Origin of the sequence: Breznakia pachnodae (assembly GCF_030814225.1) — a bacterium.
Classification (GTDB): domain Bacteria; phylum Bacillota_I; class Bacilli_A; order Erysipelotrichales; family Erysipelotrichaceae; genus Breznakia; species Breznakia pachnodae.
Map to the genome: position 1 here is coordinate 100,364 of NZ_JAUSUR010000005.1, position 22,079 is coordinate 122,442.

25 protein-coding genes and 1 other annotated feature are annotated in these 22,079 nt (G+C 32.1%); of the genes, 3 read left to right on the forward strand and 22 right to left on the reverse strand.

The features are described from left to right. Positions 1 to 17 precede the first annotated feature (17 nt). Together J2S15_RS13540 and J2S15_RS13545 are read right to left on the reverse strand one after the other, a co-directional pair. A complete protein-coding gene (locus J2S15_RS13540; protein WP_307409200.1) occupies positions 18 to 551 on the reverse strand; it encodes a GNAT family N-acetyltransferase in 534 nt (177 codons plus the stop codon). Then, positions 548 to 1,072 (reverse strand): signal peptidase II, encoded by a 525-nt coding sequence (locus J2S15_RS13545; protein ID WP_307409203.1) that lies wholly within the window; start codon positions 1,070 to 1,072, stop codon positions 548 to 550. The genes J2S15_RS13540 and J2S15_RS13545 overlap by 4 nt, the downstream gene beginning before the upstream one ends. 133 nt (positions 1,073 to 1,205) lie before the next feature. Here J2S15_RS13545 and J2S15_RS13550 point away from each other — a divergent pair, with 133 nt between their 5' ends. Next, on the forward strand, positions 1,206 to 2,102 hold the full coding sequence (locus J2S15_RS13550) for a LysR family transcriptional regulator (protein ID WP_307409205.1): 897 nt from the start codon (positions 1,206 to 1,208) through the stop codon (positions 2,100 to 2,102). Positions 2,103 to 2,121: 19 nt separating this feature from the next. Here the strand turns inward: J2S15_RS13550 and J2S15_RS13555 are convergent, their stop codons facing one another. From J2S15_RS13555 to J2S15_RS13590, 8 genes are all read right to left on the reverse strand, one after another. Beyond that, positions 2,122 to 3,525, reverse strand: a complete 1,404-nt coding sequence (locus J2S15_RS13555) for a PTS transporter subunit EIIC (RefSeq protein WP_307409207.1) — start codon at positions 3,523 to 3,525, stop codon at positions 2,122 to 2,124. Positions 3,526 to 3,537: 12 nt separating this feature from the next. Continuing rightward, positions 3,538 to 4,032, reverse strand: coding sequence for a PTS sugar transporter subunit IIA (locus J2S15_RS13560; RefSeq protein ID WP_307409208.1), 495 nt, complete (start codon positions 4,030 to 4,032; stop codon positions 3,538 to 3,540). A gap of 16 nt (positions 4,033 to 4,048) precedes the next feature. Then, positions 4,049 to 5,293, reverse strand: a complete 1,245-nt coding sequence (locus J2S15_RS13565) for a neutral/alkaline non-lysosomal ceramidase N-terminal domain-containing protein (RefSeq protein WP_307409210.1) — start codon at positions 5,291 to 5,293, stop codon at positions 4,049 to 4,051. Positions 5,294 to 5,308: 15 nt separating this feature from the next. Beyond that, a complete protein-coding gene (locus J2S15_RS13570) occupies positions 5,309 to 6,529 on the reverse strand; it encodes a hypothetical protein (protein WP_307409212.1) in 1,221 nt (406 codons plus the stop codon). A 26-nt stretch (positions 6,530 to 6,555) separates the two neighbouring features. Then, entirely contained in the window at positions 6,556 to 7,590 is a 1,035-nt protein-coding gene (locus J2S15_RS13575) for an amidohydrolase family protein (RefSeq protein ID WP_307409214.1), read from the reverse strand. A gap of 112 nt (positions 7,591 to 7,702) precedes the next feature. Continuing rightward, complete coding sequence (locus J2S15_RS13580) at positions 7,703 to 9,346, reverse strand: Hsp60 family chaperonin (RefSeq protein ID WP_307409216.1); 1,644 nt, start codon at positions 9,344 to 9,346, stop codon at positions 7,703 to 7,705. Positions 9,347 to 9,369: 23 nt separating this feature from the next. Further along, a complete protein-coding gene (locus J2S15_RS13585; protein ID WP_307409219.1) occupies positions 9,370 to 10,134 on the reverse strand; it encodes a TIGR03915 family putative DNA repair protein in 765 nt (254 codons plus the stop codon). Next, the gene (locus tag J2S15_RS13590) at positions 10,113 to 11,381 is read right to left on the reverse strand and encodes a putative DNA modification/repair radical SAM protein (protein ID WP_307409221.1); all 1,269 of its coding nucleotides are present in this window, start codon (positions 11,379 to 11,381) and stop codon (positions 10,113 to 10,115) included. The genes J2S15_RS13585 and J2S15_RS13590 overlap by 22 nt, the downstream gene beginning before the upstream one ends. Positions 11,382 to 11,543: 162 nt before the next feature. On the opposite strand from J2S15_RS13590, the gene J2S15_RS13595 reads away from it, so the two are divergent. Continuing rightward, complete coding sequence (locus tag J2S15_RS13595) at positions 11,544 to 12,158, forward strand: LexA family protein (RefSeq protein WP_307409222.1); 615 nt, start codon at positions 11,544 to 11,546, stop codon at positions 12,156 to 12,158. Between the two features lie 52 nt (positions 12,159 to 12,210). On the opposite strand, the gene J2S15_RS13600 is transcribed toward J2S15_RS13595, so the two are convergent. The 4 genes from J2S15_RS13600 to J2S15_RS13615 all read right to left on the reverse strand — a co-directional run bounded on the left by J2S15_RS13600 (position 12,211) and on the right by J2S15_RS13615 (position 15,094). Next, complete coding sequence (locus tag J2S15_RS13600) at positions 12,211 to 12,834, reverse strand: acetyltransferase (protein WP_307409224.1); 624 nt, start codon at positions 12,832 to 12,834, stop codon at positions 12,211 to 12,213. Between the two features lie 9 nt (positions 12,835 to 12,843). Then, complete coding sequence (locus J2S15_RS13605) at positions 12,844 to 13,650, reverse strand: PHP domain-containing protein (RefSeq protein ID WP_307409226.1); 807 nt, start codon at positions 13,648 to 13,650, stop codon at positions 12,844 to 12,846. 94 nt (positions 13,651 to 13,744) lie between these two features. After that, positions 13,745 to 13,962: a binding site (T-box leader), on the reverse strand. A 37-nt stretch (positions 13,963 to 13,999) separates the two neighbouring features. Then, the gene (locus J2S15_RS13610) at positions 14,000 to 14,497 is read right to left on the reverse strand and encodes a GNAT family N-acetyltransferase (protein ID WP_307409228.1); all 498 of its coding nucleotides are present in this window, start codon (positions 14,495 to 14,497) and stop codon (positions 14,000 to 14,002) included. A 105-nt stretch (positions 14,498 to 14,602) separates the two neighbouring features. After that, positions 14,603 to 15,094 (reverse strand): hypothetical protein, encoded by a 492-nt coding sequence (locus J2S15_RS13615; protein ID WP_307409230.1) that lies wholly within the window; start codon positions 15,092 to 15,094, stop codon positions 14,603 to 14,605. Between the two features lie 160 nt (positions 15,095 to 15,254). Between J2S15_RS13615 and J2S15_RS13620 the strand changes: the two genes are divergently transcribed. Next, positions 15,255 to 15,998 (forward strand): YdcF family protein, encoded by a 744-nt coding sequence (locus tag J2S15_RS13620; protein ID WP_307409232.1) that lies wholly within the window; start codon positions 15,255 to 15,257, stop codon positions 15,996 to 15,998. 44 nt (positions 15,999 to 16,042) lie between these two features. On the opposite strand, the gene J2S15_RS13625 is transcribed toward J2S15_RS13620, so the two are convergent. From J2S15_RS13625 to J2S15_RS13660, 8 genes are all read right to left on the reverse strand, one after another. Beyond that, on the reverse strand, positions 16,043 to 16,960 hold the full coding sequence (locus J2S15_RS13625; protein ID WP_307409234.1) for a diacylglycerol/lipid kinase family protein: 918 nt from the start codon (positions 16,958 to 16,960) through the stop codon (positions 16,043 to 16,045). A gap of 30 nt (positions 16,961 to 16,990) precedes the next feature. Next, positions 16,991 to 17,515 (reverse strand): phosphatase PAP2 family protein, encoded by a 525-nt coding sequence (locus J2S15_RS13630; protein WP_307409236.1) that lies wholly within the window; start codon positions 17,513 to 17,515, stop codon positions 16,991 to 16,993. Positions 17,516 to 17,618: 103 nt separating this feature from the next. Further along, a complete protein-coding gene (locus tag J2S15_RS13635) occupies positions 17,619 to 18,236 on the reverse strand; it encodes a hypothetical protein (RefSeq protein ID WP_307409238.1) in 618 nt (205 codons plus the stop codon). Between the two features lie 66 nt (positions 18,237 to 18,302). After that, positions 18,303 to 18,872: a hypothetical protein gene (locus J2S15_RS13640; protein WP_307409240.1), complete on the reverse strand. Its 570-nt coding sequence runs from the start codon at positions 18,870 to 18,872 to the stop codon at positions 18,303 to 18,305. A 34-nt stretch (positions 18,873 to 18,906) separates the two neighbouring features. Next, on the reverse strand, positions 18,907 to 19,518 hold the full coding sequence (locus J2S15_RS13645; protein WP_307409241.1) for a hypothetical protein: 612 nt from the start codon (positions 19,516 to 19,518) through the stop codon (positions 18,907 to 18,909). A 25-nt stretch (positions 19,519 to 19,543) separates the two neighbouring features. Then, complete coding sequence (locus J2S15_RS13650; RefSeq protein ID WP_307409243.1) at positions 19,544 to 20,419, reverse strand: hypothetical protein; 876 nt, start codon at positions 20,417 to 20,419, stop codon at positions 19,544 to 19,546. A 109-nt stretch (positions 20,420 to 20,528) separates the two neighbouring features. Further along, on the reverse strand, positions 20,529 to 20,993 hold the full coding sequence (locus tag J2S15_RS13655; RefSeq protein ID WP_307409245.1) for a DUF8821 family protein: 465 nt from the start codon (positions 20,991 to 20,993) through the stop codon (positions 20,529 to 20,531). 98 nt (positions 20,994 to 21,091) lie between these two features. Further along, the gene (locus J2S15_RS13660) at positions 21,092 to 22,027 is read right to left on the reverse strand and encodes a hypothetical protein (RefSeq protein WP_307409247.1); all 936 of its coding nucleotides are present in this window, start codon (positions 22,025 to 22,027) and stop codon (positions 21,092 to 21,094) included. Positions 22,028 to 22,079 lie beyond the last annotated feature (52 nt).

The following is a 22,079-nucleotide window of genomic DNA, read 5'->3' on the forward strand; positions in this document are numbered from 1 at the left end:
ATACAGTTTGTGAACTTTTATAAATATGGCTTAGGATTCATCATTCGAGTCACAAGTTTACCATATGCATATTGAAATATCTGGATATAACCCTTTAAATCAATATCCTCACCAAGATACATAATATCAACTTTTTGTCCAAATACGATTAATGATAATTTTGAGTCTATAAATCCATTTCTTTTATAAAATTTTTTACGAGCAACTCGTTCATCATAATTATCAGCAGCTATTTCTTTAGTGCTTTCTAATTCTAAAAGAATTGTCTTGTTTTTATACTGCTCTTTTAATAACTTAAGTGCTTTACTACCATATCCTTTTCCTCTTCCATCTTCTACAATTGCAAAGTAATCCAGATAAATTGTATCTTTAATTTCCAATACAATCATAAATCCAACATATTTATTTTCATCCAACAATGAATATAATGTTATCGTTTTTGGATTGCGATGAAATAAAAACCATGGCCTTCTCTCCATTCTTGGAAAAGCACGCTTATATAACCTATGCGATAACTCATATTCATCTTGTGTTGCTTTTCTTATAATCATAAAATCCCCTTTCCTGTATTCTTTTTAGTCCAATAATTTAAATACTCACTAATTGATATATGTCTATTATATAAAAGTCCTAAGATAATGAAAATAATTTCAAAAATTGTCAGATAACAGTCTTTAAAATCAAAAGTGAAGAAACCTGTTATTTGAATAAAGTCTAAACTTCCTCCCCAGAATAGTTTATCAATCAAACTGCAAATACTTCCTGCCAAACCGAATATGACAATCAACTTTACAGAATTACTAACATGATTTACTTTATATTTATAAAACTTATAACCAGTAATCAACAAACCAATTACAATAATATTTATGATTACCATCACCCACATATTCGAAAGAATATCAATAAAGTTACCAGCGAAAGAAAGATTTGTATTTTGAACTGGATGAAACTTTAAAAATCCAAATGTGAACCTAATATCCATAAACATATTATATATGAGTAGCTTTACTGCTTGATCAATTATAATCAGTATTGTAACTGGAACTAAATAGGGCTTAAAATCTTTCATGAATTCTCCTGTCTTTATTCTTATATAATCGTCTTCTATTATATCATGTCTATCAAAACTTATATTGATATTATAATTATGGTAAAGCATTTTTTATGGATTTAATATATAATTTAAGTAATGAGGTTATTCTATGGAAATTAACTATATCAAGGAATTTGTAATACTAGCTGATGTGAAAAACTACTTGGAAGCTTCTGAGTTGCTTTTCATTTCTCAATCATCACTCTCAAAACATATCAAGTCATTAGAAAGAGAGTTAGGTGTTTCATTATTTGAGCGTACAACTAGAAGTGTGCACTTAAGCGAATATGGAGAAACATTTTTAGAATATGCGAAAAAGATTGTAAATCTGCAGTATCAATATACTACTGCATTGATTAATCAGTCTAATAGCTTCCAGCATACGATAACCATTGGATCTATCCCAATCATGGCACCATACAATATAACGGATGCGATTATGGAATTTAAAAAAGAAAATACGAATTTTGCTGTTAACTTAGTTGAAGATGATTCTTCACAGTTAAAGGAACAACTTCGAAATGGAACCTGTGAACTTGCATTTATAAGAGATAATGATGAACGTGAACCAGAATTTTCTAAGTTGCCTTATACTACTGATAACTTAGCAGCAATTCTACCAAAGAATCATCCATACGCAAAAGAAAAGTATCTCACATTAGAACAACTACAGCACGAAGATTTTCTATTACTTCAACCTGGATCTGTTCTTTACAACTTATCAGTTAAAATATGTAATGATGCAGGTTTTGAACCAAATATAGTATTTACTGGTCAACGAGCAGAAAATATTATTGATTTAATAGAAAAAGGTATGGGAATCTCTTTACTGATGAAAAAGACAACAAGTTATCTTTCAAATACGAATATTCAAATTGTAGATATCTATCCTGAAGTATACACACAAATTAAGATTTATTATAAAAAAGATGCAGTATTATCTACTGCAGCGAAGCACTTTATTGATTCAGTAATATTAAATCAAAAAGTCAATTCAATTGAATAATTGAACTGACTTTTTTTCTTTATGCGATTTCTTCGTCTTTTTTAGCCCCAAGAATCATTGCGACTGCAAGTGCCAAGATAAAACTGATAATCGCACCAACAACTAATCCAATGAATCCCATATCAACTCCATCCGGACTAAGGAAACAAGGTAATCCTAAAGGACCTGATGCTCCAAATTCATATAATTTTGCTCCTGAGAATCCAGCGATTGCTGAACCAATCCCTGCTGATACAAAGGTTGCCCACATTAGTTTCTTTCTTGGAATAAGTACCCCATATAGCGTCGGTTCATTCACTCCAAAGAAAGTTGATATAAGCGCTGGTACTGCAATATTTCTCTCTTGTGTACTCTTAGTTCTAATGATTACACCAATTACTGCACCCATACATGCCATTGCACCTGAGAAGATAAGAGGATTGATCATATCATATCCATAGTTTGCTACATTTAATGCAAACATTGGAATAACTCCCCAGTGTAATCCAAACATAACTAGAACTGACCAGAAGGTACCCAATAGTAATCCAGCAATACCTGGGTTAATACCAATTAACCCCTTAACAATTTCACCAAGAATATCTTGAAGTGCTACTGCAACTGGTCCAATGATAATTAATGCAATTGGTACTACAATAAGTAATGTTAAGAATGGAACAAAGAATGATTTTACTACTGATGGTAAAATTCTGTTCAATACTTTATCGACTTTTGATGCTGCATATACAGTTAAGATAATTGGAATAACCGTAGATGCATATCCTGGTGTAATAACAGGAATGTTTAAGAACGTAATATATACATTCTGTTCAAAAATAGTTCCTGTAAATAGTGTATATAATGGTTCCAGTGAAGTTAATGCTACAATTGAAGGATATACTAAGACCGCTCCTAATGTAATTCCTGTAACTTCTTTAATTTTAAATCTTTTTGCTGATGACCATCCAAGTACAATTGGGAAGAAATAGAACAATGCATCTCCAATTGCATTTAATATAATATAGGTACCATCTGTATTTGACATCCAATTTGCCAATACAAATAATCTTAATAACGCCTTAATCATTCCACTTGCTGCCAACATTCCTAAACATGGTTGGAAAATTTCCATAATCATGTTTAAGAAACGATCAACTGGTGATTTCTTCTCATCACTTTTTACTGGTGCTTCCATTTCAAATCCACCAAGTTTTATTAATTCTGCATATACATCTTCCACATGAGTACCTACCACTACCTGGTATTGTCCTCCTGCTTCAATAATATCTAGTACTCCATCTAATTTTTTTAAAGCTTCCGTATTTGCTTTACCATCATCTTTTAGTTTAAAACGTAAACGAGTAACACAATGTGTAACACTAATTACGTTATCTTTTCCTCCAACATATTTGATGATATCCTCACATAATGCTTGATATTTCATATATTTCTCCTTTTATTTCCTTTCGCAATAAATAGCGATTTCACTTTTTCCTTGATTTACTTCTTGATTGACACATTGAAAGTCACAGATATAGTTATCTGAATTTGTTATAACCATTGAAGTAATCAAATCAATCTGATTTTGCTTCATGAATTCTCTGTCAATTTGAATTAAGGGAGTCCCTACTTTTACTGTTTGATTTACTGAGACTAGTGTATCAAACCCTGCTCCCTCCAATTCCACTGTATTGACACCAATATGTAATAATAATTCCATTCCACTCTTCGTCTTTATTCCGATTGCATGTTTGGTTGGTGTAACTACTTTTATCGTACCTTGGATTGGTGAATACAAAGTATTTCCATCATAGGTAAAAGCAACACCATCACCTAACATTCGACTTGAAAACATTTGATCAGGAACACAAGCTATATCAAGACACATACCATTCACTGGTGCATAAATCTTATTATCTGCTTGAGTATCCTTTTTTAAAAACTGAAACATTGTTATCCTTTCGTATTCAAATTTTACTATCGTTTAATCGTTTCGATGCTAGTATAAATTTTTTAATTATTTTTTCAGGATCACCTTTTGGTATTTTACTACCAATGGTTTCAAACGATAAACCATATTCTTCCTTTGGCATAAAGTATTCATAATATCCATTAGTGTAACCACAAATAATACCTAGAGATATTGTAGAATCTTTCATCTCAATACCAAACTTTGATCCTAGCTCACCTGGAAATACAAAGAGTTGAATATTTCCTAAATTAATAACAACACCCTTTATATCCAAATGATAATTATGAACATCTAATTCTTTCTTTAAATTATGTATTTTCTTTTCATAAAATTCTATTTTATCTTCATTATTTTCTTCAGCAAGTTGCTCTTGCATCTTATTAATTTCAATTGTCAATTCTTCATGTACTGTTTCCATATTATGATGGATTACATGAAATAGTGTTTGATAACGAATTGAACCTAATATAATTTCATTGTTTGTATCAATTTCACTAATGTGTTTGGCAAGTGCAGTAGAAACACGTTCTAGTTCGTGAAAGTCACTTCCCTTACGTTCATTTCGATTACTGCTGTCAGCTGCTGCTCCAACAATCATTGCTGGATAGAATCCAAATGAATCATATAGTTTCTTACTTACTTCACCAGCTAGATCACTTGTAAGCATTGTGTTATCCGCACTAAGCACAGTTGAATGTACTGCCCAGTTAACAAACCCTGCAAATGGTTTTCCAGCTTCATCATGAAACTTTACAACTATCACTTCATTATCAGCTAACTGTCCAGGGTGATTACGATTGCCATAATAGCCCCTTATTACTTCTTTTCCATAAGCTGCAGTTGCTGTTTGCAAACTATCTAAACAGTCCTCATAACTGCTTAAAATCGTTTGTATAAAGAAATCATAATATTCTTGATCAAACTTATTTGTATACCAGCTGCGATGATAAGAAACTACAGATGAATGATCATGGGTAGCACACAACAACACAAGATCTCTTTCAATACCATATTTATTATGTAGTAATGTTTTTACATCATCAGCCATTGATTCTTCAAACTCAATAACATCTGCACTAAAAATAAATACTTTTTTTCCATCTTGTTCAAACAATAATGAATTACAATAAATATCATCATGAACACCTGTTGCTGGCTCATAACGATTATCACTACGATAGCCAATTAGATAGAACTCCTTTTCAGGCGTTAAACAATATCTTGAACTTCCTACTTTCATTTCTATTCACCTCACTTATTTCTTCTTTATTCGTTTAAGTTTATCAATAATACAATTACATAGCATTTCAGCAGATCCCTTTGCAAACATTGAATTCATTGCTGCATAGGTATTACGCTCATATGCTGACTTCTCTGCCATATATTTTGCACCGCCATTTACCATTGTTACAACTAGGGTATTAGTAAATGGTGAGTGTTTTCTGATTTCATCGCCAATAATACTGGTAAGTTCAGGCTTTACACCAATCAGCGCAATATCTCCTAAAATGATAACATCACTCCTTAACTTGTGATTTCCACCTTCCATATATAGATAGTATTTGGATGGTTTAATATCACTAAGTTTTTCAGGCATTCTTTGGCCTTTCAAATCACATTCAACAAAATCAATTACAAAATCAACTGCATTTTCTAATTTTACAATCTTATTTACACTTTGAACAACCTCATTACCAAACTGTTGAGCTAAGCGATTCATCTGAAGAAACCCATCAGAACCCAACTTGTCATCGATTGCTGTAAACACTGGTGACTGATCACCAGCAGCACCAATTAAGAACATAGCTATCATCTCATCATCATATTGCTCTTCAATAAATGAAGATGTAGCACCACTAAGATCTGCACTTACACTGCATGTGCTATCTTTCATTACAGATGACTGTATATCATAATTATATAGTATTGCCAGTACTTTTCCATCAAGTGTCTTAAAACATACACTTTTAAGTTGGTTACTTGAATAACCATTTGGATTTTTTCCCAACCAATAACCATTATCTGTGGATATATCACGATTAACATTGAAATGAGCTTCATTCGTGTTATAACCTACCTGTACTTCTTTTGCTGTTTTTATCGCTTGTAATACTGCTTTATATGTTGCATCTTCAATTGCATTACATAACAGTTCATTCTTTGTTTTTAATTCTTCATTTTTTAGTGCACTTTTTGAACGTACATGAGGTGCATTGAATGTATGCGTTGTTGTAATCCAGATATTATCTATAGATACATCACAGTTTTTGCTTATTAACTCCTTTAATTTTACGATTTCATAATCTTTAAGTGAAGTTAATTCTAGTGAGACAATCACAACTGACTCATTACTTTGAATATAAAGAACACGCACATGGAGTTCATCATGAATATCTGTAAATGTCTCTATTGGAAATAAACTATCTGGAAGAAGAATTACTTCTTTTCCAATTCCTACTTTTAACTGTTGGTTCATGATACCTCCTTCGCATTCTTAATCCTCTACTTAATATGATACAATCTTTGCGCATTTTTATATAGAATTAAGTTCTTTTCTTCTTCACTGATATCCAATTCTCTTACAAACTGTGCACCATTCATCATCCATTCTTTTCTGACTGGATAAGAAGAACCATAGATAATATGATCAGCACCCAATACAGATACTGCACATTCCAGTTGTTCTTTTCCCCATGGTTGTGCATGAGACATTTCAAAGTAAACATTATTTTTAAATTGGTACTCAAGAGAATCATTACTATTTTCGAATCGCTTCACTTCATCATTACTTGTTGTTTTCTTTGGCAAAAGCATATTTGCGATTGCAAAGAATCCACCACCAAGCATTGAATGTACAAATTTAAGATTAGGGTATTTCTCAAAAAAACCACTAAATAACTCTCTACCAATTGCGGTTGTCTGATCCACACATCTTCCATAAGAACGTCTAAGATTGTTGTATTCATAAATAGAATCATATTGAACTGGTACTGGAGTATGATGAATATAAACTGTTGTTTCTTCTTCATTTAGTTTCTTAAAGAAATCTGCAAATATTTCATCATCCAGATACTTCTCTCCATAATGAGCACACAACTGAATTCCATTCATTCCCAGGTCTTCTCTGCATCTTTTTAATTCCTTGAAACATTGTTTACTGGCAAACGGTGGAAGTACTGCAAGAGGAATCAATCTACCTTCACTCTTTTGTGCATATTCATACATTCCATCATTGAACTTCTTGCATGTATCAAGTGACATCCATTCATGACATCCAGGTATTTTCAATACTGCCTTATCAATACCGGCTTGATCCATGTCCGCTAATTGTTGTTCAATACGGTACTCACCCTGTACATAATCCAAATTATGATAACCCGTTGGTTTCTCAATACTTATTAAATTATGTTCACTCTGGTGATGTAAGTGTGCACTTGTTCCATAAGCTTTTGGTACTTCAGACATAAATTTTTCGCTCTCTTCTTCGCTTTCAAAAATGTCTTCTAAAAACCAATATATATTAGCATCTATAACCAATTATTTTACCTCCTTTTCTTTACACTCTCATTCTACGATAGAACCTAAAACATCAGCAATTCCATTTCTAAGCATATTTATTCCAAAACAGAATAAATAAAAAAACTGCTGACTAATATAAGCCAGCAGCGCTATCGTTAATAAGTTGTTGATTCAAATCCTTCTTAATAATACTATCCATTGATGTATCAACTAACACACTTTCAGTTGTTAAAATAAGCGAAGCAATACTTGAAGCAGATTGAAGGGCAACCTTCTCCACCGTACTAGGATCAATAATACCAGTTTCAAACATATCCACAAGTTCCAATGTATGAATATTATATCCAGTAACCGCATCTGTTTCCTCCAATCGCTTAATGTATGGATGAATATTCTTAACTCCAGCATTGATTAGAAGTTGATTAATTGGTTCTTTTAAACTATCAATAATAATCTGCAATCCAATACACTCATCAATTGACGCCTCTTTTAAGTAACTTTGAAGATACTTTGCTGTATTCAAGTACGCCAAACCACCACCAGGCAAAATACCTTCTTTAATCGCAACTCTTGTAGCACAAAGAGCATCTTCAATTTTCATCTTCTTTTCTTTCATCTCTAATTCACTTAATGCACCAACCTTTAAAATAGCTGCTGACTCAGATAAATTAGCCAATCGTTGCTCCAAACGATCCCTTTCAAACTCACTTGATGCATGATCCATAAGATGCGCAATCTGTTCTCTCTTTTGAGTCAGTTGCTCTTCATTGGCTTTTCCTTCAACAATCATTGAAGACTCTTTTTCCACTACGATTTGCCCTGCTCTTCCCAAATCTTCTATGTTTACACCCTCAAGAGTTAATCCCAACTCTTTATCTATAACCTTTCCACCAGTAACAATCGCTATGTCTTCTAGAATCTCCTTTCTTCTCTCATGCGTTGAAGGAGCTTTTATCGCAACTACATTTAATATATTCTGTACCTTATTTAGTATCAGTGTAGACAATACTTCCTCACTAATTGCATCCGATATCAAGACCAAACTACCATCTACTTCAATTAACTTTTGAAGGATGTCTGCAATTTGCTCAATATTATCTATTTTTTCACCAGTAATTAAGAAATAAGGATTCTTAAATTCCGTTAGTGATTTCCCCTGATTGTTAACCATATAAGGTGAAATATAACCTTCATCAATTGTATATCCCTGTACAATTTCAAGTTCCGTTATTGTTGATTTTGATTCCTCAATTGTAATCAGTGCCTTATCACCAATCTGTTCAATCGCATTTGCAAGCAATTCTCCAATTTCTGCTTCACCAGATGAAATAGCTGCAATATCACGCACTTGTATTGGAATTACGATTTCCTGCGTTGATAATGTAAGATGTTTGATTGCCAGATCAACTGCTTTTTTCATACTGCTTTTGATCATCATTGGGTTACATCCTTCATCAATATAGCGTACACCTTCATTGATCATTTTCTGAGCAAGCAGAATTGCTGTAGTAGTTCCATCACCTGCCAAATCATTTGTCTTAAGTGCTACCTCCTTCACTAGTTCAATACCAACATTCTCAAATGGTTCTTCTAATATGAACTCCCTAGCGATGGTTGCACCATCATTGGTAATATATGGACCTGTATATTCATTGGCAATTACCACATTTCTCCCCCTTGGCCCAAGTGTGGCTTTGATTGTATCTGCTAACTGATCAATCCCATCCATTAATGACTTTCTAGCCAGATCATTCGATATAATTTTCTTTCTCATAAACAACTCTCCTTGTATGTGTCCTATTCCTGTGTTTCAGGAAGATATTTCCAATATTTCTTTGGCATAAAACTTCGTTGACATCTTTTATTCTCACGTTCTTTAATTGCAATATTCTTAAAGTAGTCCTTCCATAATTTTAGATACTCATCTTCTTTTTCATTTTCAACCATTGATAAATCCATAGTAGTTGAATCTACAACAATAAATTCTTTACGATTGTATAAAGCTATTCGCATTCTTCCTTTATCATGAATCATCCAAATTTCCTGGCTTAAACGACTACTAAAGTGATCAGCAAGAAACTCCAAGATATCATTATCAGACTCATACTCTGCATACAGAAAGTTATTTGACATCTGAGCAAAACGAATAAATCCAGAGAATCGATGTGCTTCATATTTTACATTCTGACATAATCGTTGTACTTCGATTACACAATCAATACTCTTCATAAAATTAACACGTTTCCCATGCTTAAAGGCATAGATTATATAATGCAAAATTGGTAATTCCTTTTTCTTATTACCTGACAGAAATGCAGTATATACATAATATAAAGTAAAATCTGAAATTCGATCTCTTATCATGTTCACAATATATTGTGAATCATCCAAGTTTGTTGGAACTACTACAGGGATATCCAGCAAATTCTGAATATACTCTTTTTCTTCCACTACATCACTGGGTATCTTTTTCTCTTTAAAGCATTTGTAAGCAATGGTTAATAAACCCTCAAGTGTTCCATCATATAAATAAACTTCTTCTACAATTGACCAGTGATGCATTGTACTTCATCCTTCATCGTTGGTTCAAATAAGGATAATTGAACCGATTTTGATGTTTCAATCAACTGTTTTCGCTCATCATGAATAAGTGCACTTGAGATTAGATTAGTATTAAAGAAAGAAGAACTTGAGAAGTACTTGCCATCGCATGTAATAAAGTATTTTGCTCTTTTTAATACCACTCTCATCTTCTTTAAACTTTCAAATGTAAGTTTATTGTACTTTCTTGCAGCAATAATTTTCTTGGCAGATAACACTCCAACCCCTGGAATCTTAAGTAACGTATAATAATCTGCTTTATTGATTTCTACAGGAAATTGATCCAGATTACGTAAAGCCCAATCCGCCTTTGGATCAAGCAAGGTATTGAAATTCTGATGATCCTCATCTAATAAATCTTCAACCTTAAATCCATAAAATCGAAGTAACCAATCTGCCTGATAAAGACGATTCTCACGTAGCAGTGGAGGCTTTTCAATGGCTGGTAGCAAATCATCATTATTTAGTGGTACATATGCAGAATAGTAGACGCGTTTCATATTCAGTTTGTCATACATTCCTTCCGCAAGTGCCAGAATCTTATGATCTGTATCAGGTGTAGCACCAATAATTAACTGCGTTGTCTGCCCTGCTCTTACAAATTTGCAATCTTCTTTCACCGTTTTCTTAATGTACTTCATTGGTTCCAGAATTCCCTCTTTTTCTTTATTTGGGGCCAGAAGTTTTAAACTTTGACTGGAAGGTAATTCAATATTGATACTCATACGATCGACTAGCAGTCCCAATTTATTAATTAAATCCTGACTTGCTCCAGGAATCGTCTTCGCATGTATATAACCATTAAACTTATGCTCTTTCCTTAGAATACGAACTGCCTCACATAAACATTCCATTGTATAATCAGGATTTTTAATTACCCCTGAACTAAGAAACAATCCTTCTATATAGTTGCGCTTATAGAAGTTAATCGTTAAGTCAGCAATTTCTCTTGGTGTGAAACATGCTCGTTCAATATTGTTGGATGCTCGATTCATGCAATACTTACAATCATAAATACATGAATTCGTCATCAGAATCTTAAGCAATGAGATACAACGACCATCAGATGAGAAACTATGACAGATGCCACATAACTTCGCATTTCCTATTCCATCTTTGGTATTCTTACGATCACTACCACTAGAACTACATGAGACATCATACTTTGCACTATCCGCCAATATTCTCAATTTGTCAGCAACTTCCATTATGTAACCTCCGTTTCAAAAATTACGTTTACGTACTTTTTACAATTTAATTATACTCGTTAATTACGTAATTACAATACAAAAACGTAATTTTTTTATTTCGATTAACTTCAAACTTGCATTTACGCACTATATTTCATATAATATAAATGAGGTGATTAGATGCAACTAAATGAGTATATACGAATCAAAAGAAAAGAGCTAAAGCTCACAATCGAAGATGTTGCTAAATTTGTAGGGGTCAGCATGCCTACAGTTACTCGTTGGGAGTCCGGTGAAATAAAGAACATTAAAAATGATAAAATATCAAAACTGGCTACTGTATTAGAAATCGATCCACTTGTATTAATCGGGTGGGATGATGAAGCAGAGGTACAGGAATCAAAGAAAATGAAACCAATTCTTGGGTTTGTAAAAGCCGGATATGATTTAATTGCCAATGAACAACTGTTAGGTTATGAAGAAGTAACTACTGCTGAAATGAATAAAGGTGATTTCTTTCTTCAGGTCAAGGGTGATTCGATGATTGGATCTCATATTTTTGATGGAAGTAAGGTCTATGTAAAATCGCAACCGGATGTTTCTTCTGGAGATATTGCAGTTGTATTAATTGATGGTGAAGAGGCTACCATCAAGCGTGTAATCAAAGAGAAAAACCTCCTTATTTTGGAAGCAACAAATCCTGATTATGAGAACAGATACTTTACTGCACAGGAAGTAAAAGAACTGCCTGTAACCATTATTGGTCGAGTAGTTTCTTGTAAGAATGAGTTTTAAATAGTAATAAGAAAGCACAGAAAGTAATTGAAATTTCTTTCTGTGCTTTTTTTTATATTGTTTTTGCTGGGATTCCAACTACTGTCATATTGCTTGGAATATCTTTTATAACAACTGATCCTGCACCTACAATAACATTCTCACCGATTTCAATATTATGAATAACTACACTCCCTATTCCCATCCATGTTTTTCTCCCTATTTTACAATTACCAACAATTGCTGCATTTGGTGATACATTTACATAATCGCATATCGTACAACCATGCTCAATGATTGAACCAGTATTAACAATACATCCTGTTCCAATATGCGCTTTTGCATTGATAAGCGCATTAGGTAATATCGTAGTCCCTATTTCTACCACTGCCATTCGACTTATAACTGCAGTAGGATGAATAATGGTCGCAAGTTTAACTCCTCTTCTTATTACTTGTTTGATTTTTTCTTCTCTTACCTGATTATCCCCTGTCGCCACAATTACTTCATGGTAAGAATCAAGTAACACATCAAGATTTATTTCATCTTCATCATAGATTTGATAACCTGTAATCTTACAATTATGTTTCTCTTTTATCATTAGAAAATCAATCTTAGCATAACAATTCATTTCAATTGCAGCATCTAATGTCACAAGACCCTGATCACCTGTACCCCATATTAATAGACTTTTCATATTCCACCATTACTTAAATTTTATTTCATCGACGAAATTTAGTGGAATATCTTTCAAAATTTCCATTGCCAGATTTTCTCGATTCTTCTCGAGTAGTGTGATTGGTGAATGAGCATCATAGCCAAATACCACTTTACAACCATAAGTCGCAATAATCTCCCAAAATTCTCTAAATGGATATGGGTATCGTTCTTCATAAATAATATCTTTGTTTTTATTACTAACCACATAACTTTTCTTTCCATAATGAAATCCATTTAAATTAATCTCCAAAGGAATATCATAAGCAATACTAGCCTGCGCAATTCGATGTGTCGCTTCTACACAAGTCGAAGAAAAACTACGTCTTCCTAACATAAAATAATCTGGATGCGCTACATAAGTAATCATTTCTGTATCTAATGCTTTCTCAATTTGAGAAGTATATTGAAGTACATCTTCATCACCGCAATAGCAATCATACTCATATCCAATATATTTGCAGTGTTGTCCCAATATCAGATAATCACTGTATTCATACATCTCTTTCAGATACCCTATATGACTATCCATATACTCTACTTCAAATCCTACCTTAATATCTATAATTCCCTCATACTCCTTCTGCAGTTTTCTCATACTCGCAAAGTATTCATCTTTACTCTCATAATACATCCGACATGTTGGTAGTCTCATTTCTTTATAAGGGATGTGTTCACTGAATCCAAGCAATTGAAATCCCGCATCTATCGCACTTTCCACATACTGTATATCTAAACCGTCTGCATGACCGCACCTTGCTGTATGTGTATGAATATTAAATTTTTGTTTTTTCATGTTATTTCCTCCTTTTTGTTCATGAATAATAATGCTTAAACTACTTCTTATTTTTCATAGTAGCTCTCCTTCGCGCACAAAAAAAGTACGCTCCAACAGGAACGTACTAATACGCGGTGCCATCCTGATTCGTACTACAAAAAAGAGTACGCATCTTAATTTAGAGATAACGCTCATCAAGGCGGAATCATCTACTGAAGTTCAATGATTCAACTCCACAAGTGTAATCCGTAATCTTCAATGTTCTCATCTTCCACCACCATGAGTTCGCTATACATCTTGTATCACTTAATCTTGTATCATCGTTTATACCATTAGTATAAATTGTGGTAATTTCAAAGTCAACTATTTATCTGATATTCAATTTATAAATTAATTCTCCATCATCTGTGGTTAATAGTTTTAACCCTAATTTCTCCAAAAGTTTTATAGAAGCAACATTGTCTGGTTCAACACCTGCAAGAATTGAAGTAAACCCTTTTTTCTTTGCCCAATCAATAATTCCATTTGCAATTTCAAATGCATAACCTTTCCTTGAAAAGTTTGGATGAATGGTATAACCAATCCAAAGATTATCATCTTCACTATTTAAATATACATCTCCAATTAAATCATTGGATTCCTTACTGATAATCGCTAATTGCATTCCCTTTTCTATAGAAAGGTTATGAAGCAATGATTCTCTATATTCTTCTTTCGTAAGTCCTTTGAATCCTTGGTAACGCATCCAATCTTCATTATTTCTATATTCGATAAATGAATCTAAATCAGACTCCATAAACATTCGTACTTTACACCTTTGAGTTTCAAAACTCAAATCTTTTAATGTTAGCTTTACCTTTTCCACGTGACAGTTCCTCCAATTACCTACTTATTATACTACATCTGCACTTATTACTATACCGTTTCAAAAAAAGGAAGAACTTTTAGGTAATTTCCATAACTTATATTTCTACTTTAGTGGATCAATTGTGAAGTTACCATTTTTATCTTGTTTTACTACATATTGCTCCCACTCTCCATATTTAATTTCAGTAGTTAACTCTACCGTTCCAAATGGTTTAACTTTTCCTGATTCTACATCTTCATCAGGATAGGTATCGTCATATAGTTTTAACTTCACTTTTAGTTTTCCTAATTCACCATCTAATTCCTTATTAAAACCAAAACTTGGAAAAGAACCATATTCAATCTTTTCATTACCAATAACACCTGCAAATTGGTTCTCTACTTCCCCATTATTATCAATATACTCAAAAACCATAACTTCCAAACCTAGACTATCATCTAGTCCATTAGTTATAAATACATAGTAGTCATCTTTTGACTGGTCTTCAATCTTTGGCGACATAAATTCTTCCTTCTCTTTATTGTTTTCTGCGTTGGCGCAACCAACAGCTAGACAAAACAATGGAATAATTAAAAACAGCAATATTCTTCTCATAACTCTTCCTCCTCGTGTAATTACATCTTAAAGTAGAATATCTGTTTCTTCCATTTCCTTCGCTTACATTTATCTTACAGTTTTGTTAGGTAAATGTAAGCCATCATTTCTTTATTTGTCGTTGATGATTTGATACAATGAAAACTGCGAGGAAGATGATATGAATAAATTTCAAAAAGTAAAATACATATGTTATCTGATTGTAGGGGTTCTCTGCGTAGTTAACATGTTTCCATGGTTTAATATCTTTACCATTCTGCTAGCTATTGGAGGAGTTTTATTAAGCGCTTATGCAATTATCTGTTTAAGAAAACAAAAAAATATATTAGGTGATTTACCAAAACCATTTCGATACATATGCAGATTTGTAGTTATAGCATTTATTATTAGCTTTGTAGCCATTGAATCACTGGTGATTGTTAACGGGTTTAAAAAAGATGATATCAAACCTGATTACATTATTGTATTAGGTGCTGCAATTAAAGAAGATAAACCGAGTACTGCACTTCGTTATCGTTTAGATGAAGCATATGAACAATATATGAAACATCCTTCTGCTACTATTATTTGCAGTGGTGGAAAAGCAGAGAATGATGAGTATAGTGAAGCAGAAGTTATGAGAAACTATTTAGTTGATTTAGGTGTTCCAAAAGATAAGCTTATTCTTGAGGACAATTCTTACACCACTTATCAGAATCTAAAAAAATCTTATGCGCTGGTTGACGACAAAGATGCCAAATTCTTAATTGTTACTAATAACTTTCATTCATTTAGAGCAAAGTTAATTGCTGATAAACTTGGAATGAATGCTTACAGTTCTCCATCACAAAAGATATTTGGAGGATTTACTTCAAGTTATATAAGAGAATATTTCTCTGTCATTAAAACAGTTGTGTTCGATTAAAACAAAAAGCCCAGATTTGAAGAATATTTCAAATCTGGGTTTTCTTATGACTCTTTTGGAGCAAGTACTTTTAATTCTTGTTTCAACACTTTACTCTTAATTGGAACCGAACTACTTGGATCACCATCAATCCTTGTCTGTACTTTTTTCTTTTTATCTTTATTTTGTTTTTCAATCGTCATCTCTGAAGTCTGAAAATAGTGAATTTCAGGCATATCAGAAAAATCACTACGAAGTAACTTAGGCAGATAACGAATTAACTTACCTATTGAAAGCTTTGACATTGTCAATACATGCATATAGCCATCGTCAACTTTAGCATCTGGTGTAAATGCAGACATTCCTCCAACCGAATCTGTCATTGTCACAAGTAAAAACATGATTCGTTCTTTTAGTTCACCTTCATCATGCTTGATTACTAGTGAATAACCTCGATATTTCTTAAGCACTCTAAGAAAATCAATCACATAGGCTAGTGGTCCAAACTTTCTTTTCTTTTCTGAGGTTACATTAATAGCTGCATCAGCAAGTAATCCAATTGTCATACTGCTAATCATATAGTCTTTATTTACTTTAGCAATATCAATATTTCGAATATTTCCTTCTTCTACAATTTTAATTGAATCTTCAAATTTAGTTGGTATCTTCAATGCATTTGCCATATTATTTACTGTGCCAAGTGGCATAATGGCTAATTTGGAGTGATTACCACCATCGATAATTCCTCCAGCAATCTGATTGATTGTTCCATCACCACCAATGGATACAATTAACTCATACTTCTCCTGCGAACATTTCTTTGCAAATTTATAAGCATCCTTGCTGTCCTTTGTTGCATGCATTTGTATATCTATATCTTTATACTTATCTGATTGTTCTAATTGTTCTTTTACTTTTTTTGCATTCTTTTCTGATTCTCCAGAACCTGATTCTGGATTATATATAATTGAAATCTTTTTCACTGTCCTTATCCTCCTTGCATCCCTTTTCCTTTAAAGTATATTCGTAAATATTAAATGAGTTCCAAAACTACATAAGCAACCAATAATGATACCAACAATCACATCACTTGGATAATGCACTCCAACATATAACCTTGAAAACGCTATTAGAAATGCCAATACCACAAGAAATATCTTTATATAAGTATTATCTATATTCATATACGCACCAATTGCAGCAAATGCACTTGCACTATGTCCTGAAGGAAACGAAAAGTCCCTTGGAAAAGCAATCAATGCCTGTAAATCAGTAAAATACTCATATGGTCTTATTCTAGCCACTCCAGGCTTTAAAATTAAATGTACAATAACTGCACATATCAATAACGAAACGAGTGACTGCAGTCCTAATTTGCGTGTCTGCTGGAAACAAATCAATATGATTGCACTTATAATCCAAAACACTCCTGATAGCATTGTAATGTACTTCATGATTACGGTTAACCAACCAGAGCGTAAGTGTTCCTGAATAAAATATAGAATCATATGATCCCAATCATTAATCGTTTCTAACACATTATCCCTCCTCTATTAATTATCTATTGTTTATATGATAACTGGTTTTCCTAAGTTTTTCCATTAAGGTAATCAATAAGAAAAGAAATGACTACCTTAGTAATCACTTCTCTAAATCTTTAATTAACTTTTGAACTCTTTTTAATTGTGAAATAGATAATTCATCTTTACGTTCTTCTAATACTTTTAAAAATTCAGTTTTATTATCACTATTTATACAGATTGAAATTCTTTCTGCATGTTGTGGAATTTCTTTTGCACGACAAGTTCTAAGATGTTCCATTAACATAGGAAATATTGCAACTTCATATCGTTTATCAGCCATACATACCTTCGCAAACACTGACATACTATTATCAATCGTAATTACACTGCCATTTTTATAAGCACTAATCACTTTATCAATCTGCGTGAAAATTGCACTTGGTACTTCTTCAGCAATCGTATTTAATGCAGTCATAGCTCCCCATACCAATCGATTATTGGAACTAGTCAATAGGTTTAAAAAATCATCTGCATAATCTCTAATCAACTTTGGATTTCTTTCGCCTATTTCATATAACACTTTAATACTATCATTGGCAATCGCCTTCTTCTGAGTTAACCCACCAACAATTTCTTTTATTCCTTCTGCATCTTCATTCTTAACTAATTCTTCTGCTAACTCAATATTAGGTTCTTCATCATTTCTGCCTAAATTGGTTGCTAGTCTTTCTATCATAATCATACCTTCCTTATCTAGCGTTATTGTATCACTATCACTTCATCATTCAGAGTAATTTGAATGTCAATTTTCATTTAACTTAACGTAAAGTGGTTTATGATTGTTTTTAACTTTATTGAAATCTAAATTATCTATATTATATTGTTCATCAGGATATTCCACAAATACATCAAACAGACTTAATACATTGTCTTCTATCTCAACACAACCAATTTTAAAACTATATATTTTAAACAATTCATCGAGCAATTGATAAAATAATATATATTCACTTTTTTGAATTCCAACCTGATTCCATTCTTCAACATCAAACTGTGATCCAAAAAAAATAAAATCTACAAGCACTAAAGCAGTTGAAATCCTAGTAATTTCAATTAATACTTTGCGTTTTTTATTAATGTAAATATATCCATTTAAGTTTAGGTTATGAATAGTTCTGTTGTCATCATAATTGTAACCTTTTTCAAATTCTAATAGTTTTGTCTGTAAATCATTCTTTTGAACTTCTATAGAAATAGGTAACGAATTAAAACTATTTATCAACCCCATTATAGTTTCACAACTATTATCTGTAGTTTCCAATACAAAACTGACCTCCAGAAACGGCCCACCATTTATCCAATTATTTTCCATTTTCTTTTCCTTTATAAATCTCTATATTAATTACTCAAAAATAAACAATATCCGATATCAATACATTTTCCTTATTATAATACGAAATCACAATATGCTTACTATCTAAATCACCATCTTCTATTTCAATATGATCAATCATAGTAAACTCATCTCCCATTAAAACAATGTCTTGCGTATCCAACCTGAATCTTGATATTTCAGTTTCAGAAAATATATCTATAATGACAATCTCCAATACTTTTTCATTCTTAATTACATCATAATCAATTACTGCAACATAGGTACTAGAGTTTGTTAGTGGATTATAATATGTTTTTGGCTTATAATTTTGACTGTAGTATGTTTTATAAAACACACCTGTCCCTGCGCCTTTCTTAATTGTTATTAATCCATTTTCATTTGTAATATTAGGTATTCCAGCACTACTTTTACCCTCATACGTGATATCTTTTCCATAGTTAATACTCCACTCACAATGTTGATGCTGTGAATCACAGTATATCTCATAATTGACATCTTTAATAACTAACTCCAACTTCTCGTTATCTTCATTAGAAGTTTTTTCTTTTTCCGTTTCAATATCAGACAATCGACATGCAGTCAATACAAAAATACTTATTAAACTAAGAATTATCTTTTTCATTCTTCCCTCCGATAATTATTTTACTTTAGTTCCCCTTAAACATTATATTATGCAGTTTTGATAAACTATCTTCATCTTTTTGTAAGACTACTTTTTCTTTTTTTAAAATATCCATCACTGACAATACAAAAGCATATGTATCCACAAACCTTCTTTTTACATCTTCTTTATCGAACTGTTGAACTAGGTTGTATCGTTCTTCTATGTACTCTGGAATCAATAAATCATTCGTCCTCAATTTATCATAAAAGTAATTCAAAATATCATCTATATCAACCTCAAGCATTTTATCATTCAAATATCCTTTACTACTAATATAGTAGAAATACGAATCTGAATTTCTTTTCGTACGTTCTGGTATACTATCAAATAGTTTTTTATTATCTCTGTATTCGTTTAATGTATCATTCGTTCCAAATAATTCAACAAACTTCTCGTTATACTGAATTGTCCAACTATAATCATCTGGCTGAATTAATGGATATAACTCAAGATTTTCAAAGATATCATCCTTTTCACCTTCAATTTTATTCACAATAGAAATGAAATATTTATTAATATTATCTGTAATATAATTAAGTACTTCCTCATTTAAAGTCAAATCAGCTGTTAATAATTCAAATCGATTAGAAGCACTTCGTGGCTCACTAAATTGAAATGAATAAATTCTCTCACCTTTGTATTCAACAATACAATATACTTCAAGTATAACACTTCCTTTATGTAAGTTATTATCTACATAGTTATAATGACTGCTATAAAAACTCAATCGATATACAAAATCCTTATTTTTCTTTTTTATGACATTTGACTTCAATAATTTATAACCATCTTCTTTATAAGAACTATAAATTATTTCTAATGCATTTTGAAAGTAATCTGCTGGTCGTAAATTTTGCATATGAACAAATCTCCTATTATTTTAATCATATAGTTCCCTACATTTGATGTCAATCCAAAATAAAATCCAGTCGCAATTAAATACTCAATAGTTATGACTGGATTTTTAATTAATACTCATTTTTTATCACAAAGAATGACCCTCGAATCGACCCTGCTAATTTTGATTTTTGTCTTGCAAATTTAAATTTACCCTCTAACTCTTTTGGAACTTCCATTCCTTCTGATAACTTAAAACCGACAGCTCGTTTCTTGGAATCATTTATCGTATACATTACATTCACTTCAAGTCCATTCTCATAAAATACATAAGCCATTTGAATATTATCAACTTGAAACATTGAAGTTTCTAGTGGTCTAGAAGAGAATTCAATATCTCTTTCCTTCTTTAGTATAGAATTTACATAATCAAGAGTTTTTGTGTCTTTATCTGCTTCTTCAACAACAAACTCATGATTGTATTTATTTTTCAAATATCTTGCTTCATTTGCGCGTAAACCTGCTAATGCAGACGCGACTGGTGAAGACTGTAAGCCAACGGTAGAAACATTATCAAATTCTACTGCAAAAGCCATAGTCACCACTCCTTTCCATCTATAAGGAAATTATAGTTCTGCTAGACATAATAAGCAAAGTATATGCTCGAAGCTAAATCATTAACATATTGAAAGAATTATTTAACTAGTAATTCATTAAATTCTCGAATTGTTTCTTTTGATATTCCTCTATATTTGGATTCAAGATTATTCTCATAACAATGTTTTAACACTTCTTTGGTTTTTAATTCAAAGTCATGATAATTTTCCATATCTTCTGTATTCATCCAACTCCCCCATGAGGTATTAAAGAATACTTGTGTATAAACTGGTAACTGTAATACAGGTTCAAAGAAACGTGTATAGAAATCAAAATAACGTTCACGATTATTAGCACTATTATAACTATACTGATTAGAAGAGAATGTAGCTGCACATCCATTAGATGTAGCATACTTCTCTCCCTGTTGTCCAATTAAATTCATAGACCAGTCAAAACCAATAAAATGGGAATTCAGCACATCCTCAACTGTTGGTTTCTTTTTTGATACATAGTCTGTGTAAATAAAGCGCATATCTCCTTTCTTCTTAAAGAATTCACTTGTAGCTACTACAACTATTCCATAATCATCATTTGGATATTGAAAGCACAAAGCATCACCAGTTTTAAAAGGTCCTTCAATTTGTATAGGCGGTTTTATTCGCTTCTTAGCTTTCGTGCGTGGGACTGACAGTTTTTCAATCAACTTTGCAACTGCTTTTTCTCTTTGCTTAAGAAAGATTTTATCTGCACCCATAGCTTTGGCGACCTCTAAATCATAATCATTTTTTTGAATATCTTTTATTTCCATAAATAATTCATCATCTAACGATTGTGTTTCCCACAGACATAAGGCCAAAGAAAACAATACATCGTATTTTGTTTCTACATCTTCTAAATCACTTTTGCACTTTACCAATAGATCATTCTTTATCTTAATTGGTTCTTCACCTTGATTATATTGTTCAAAGAAGTATTCATATACTTCCATTGATGTATCATTATCTTTAATTCCTGCTCCCCATGTTCCCATTATATTTCCTCCATTCTTATTACTTATATACTGCCTGATTTCATTATAGCAA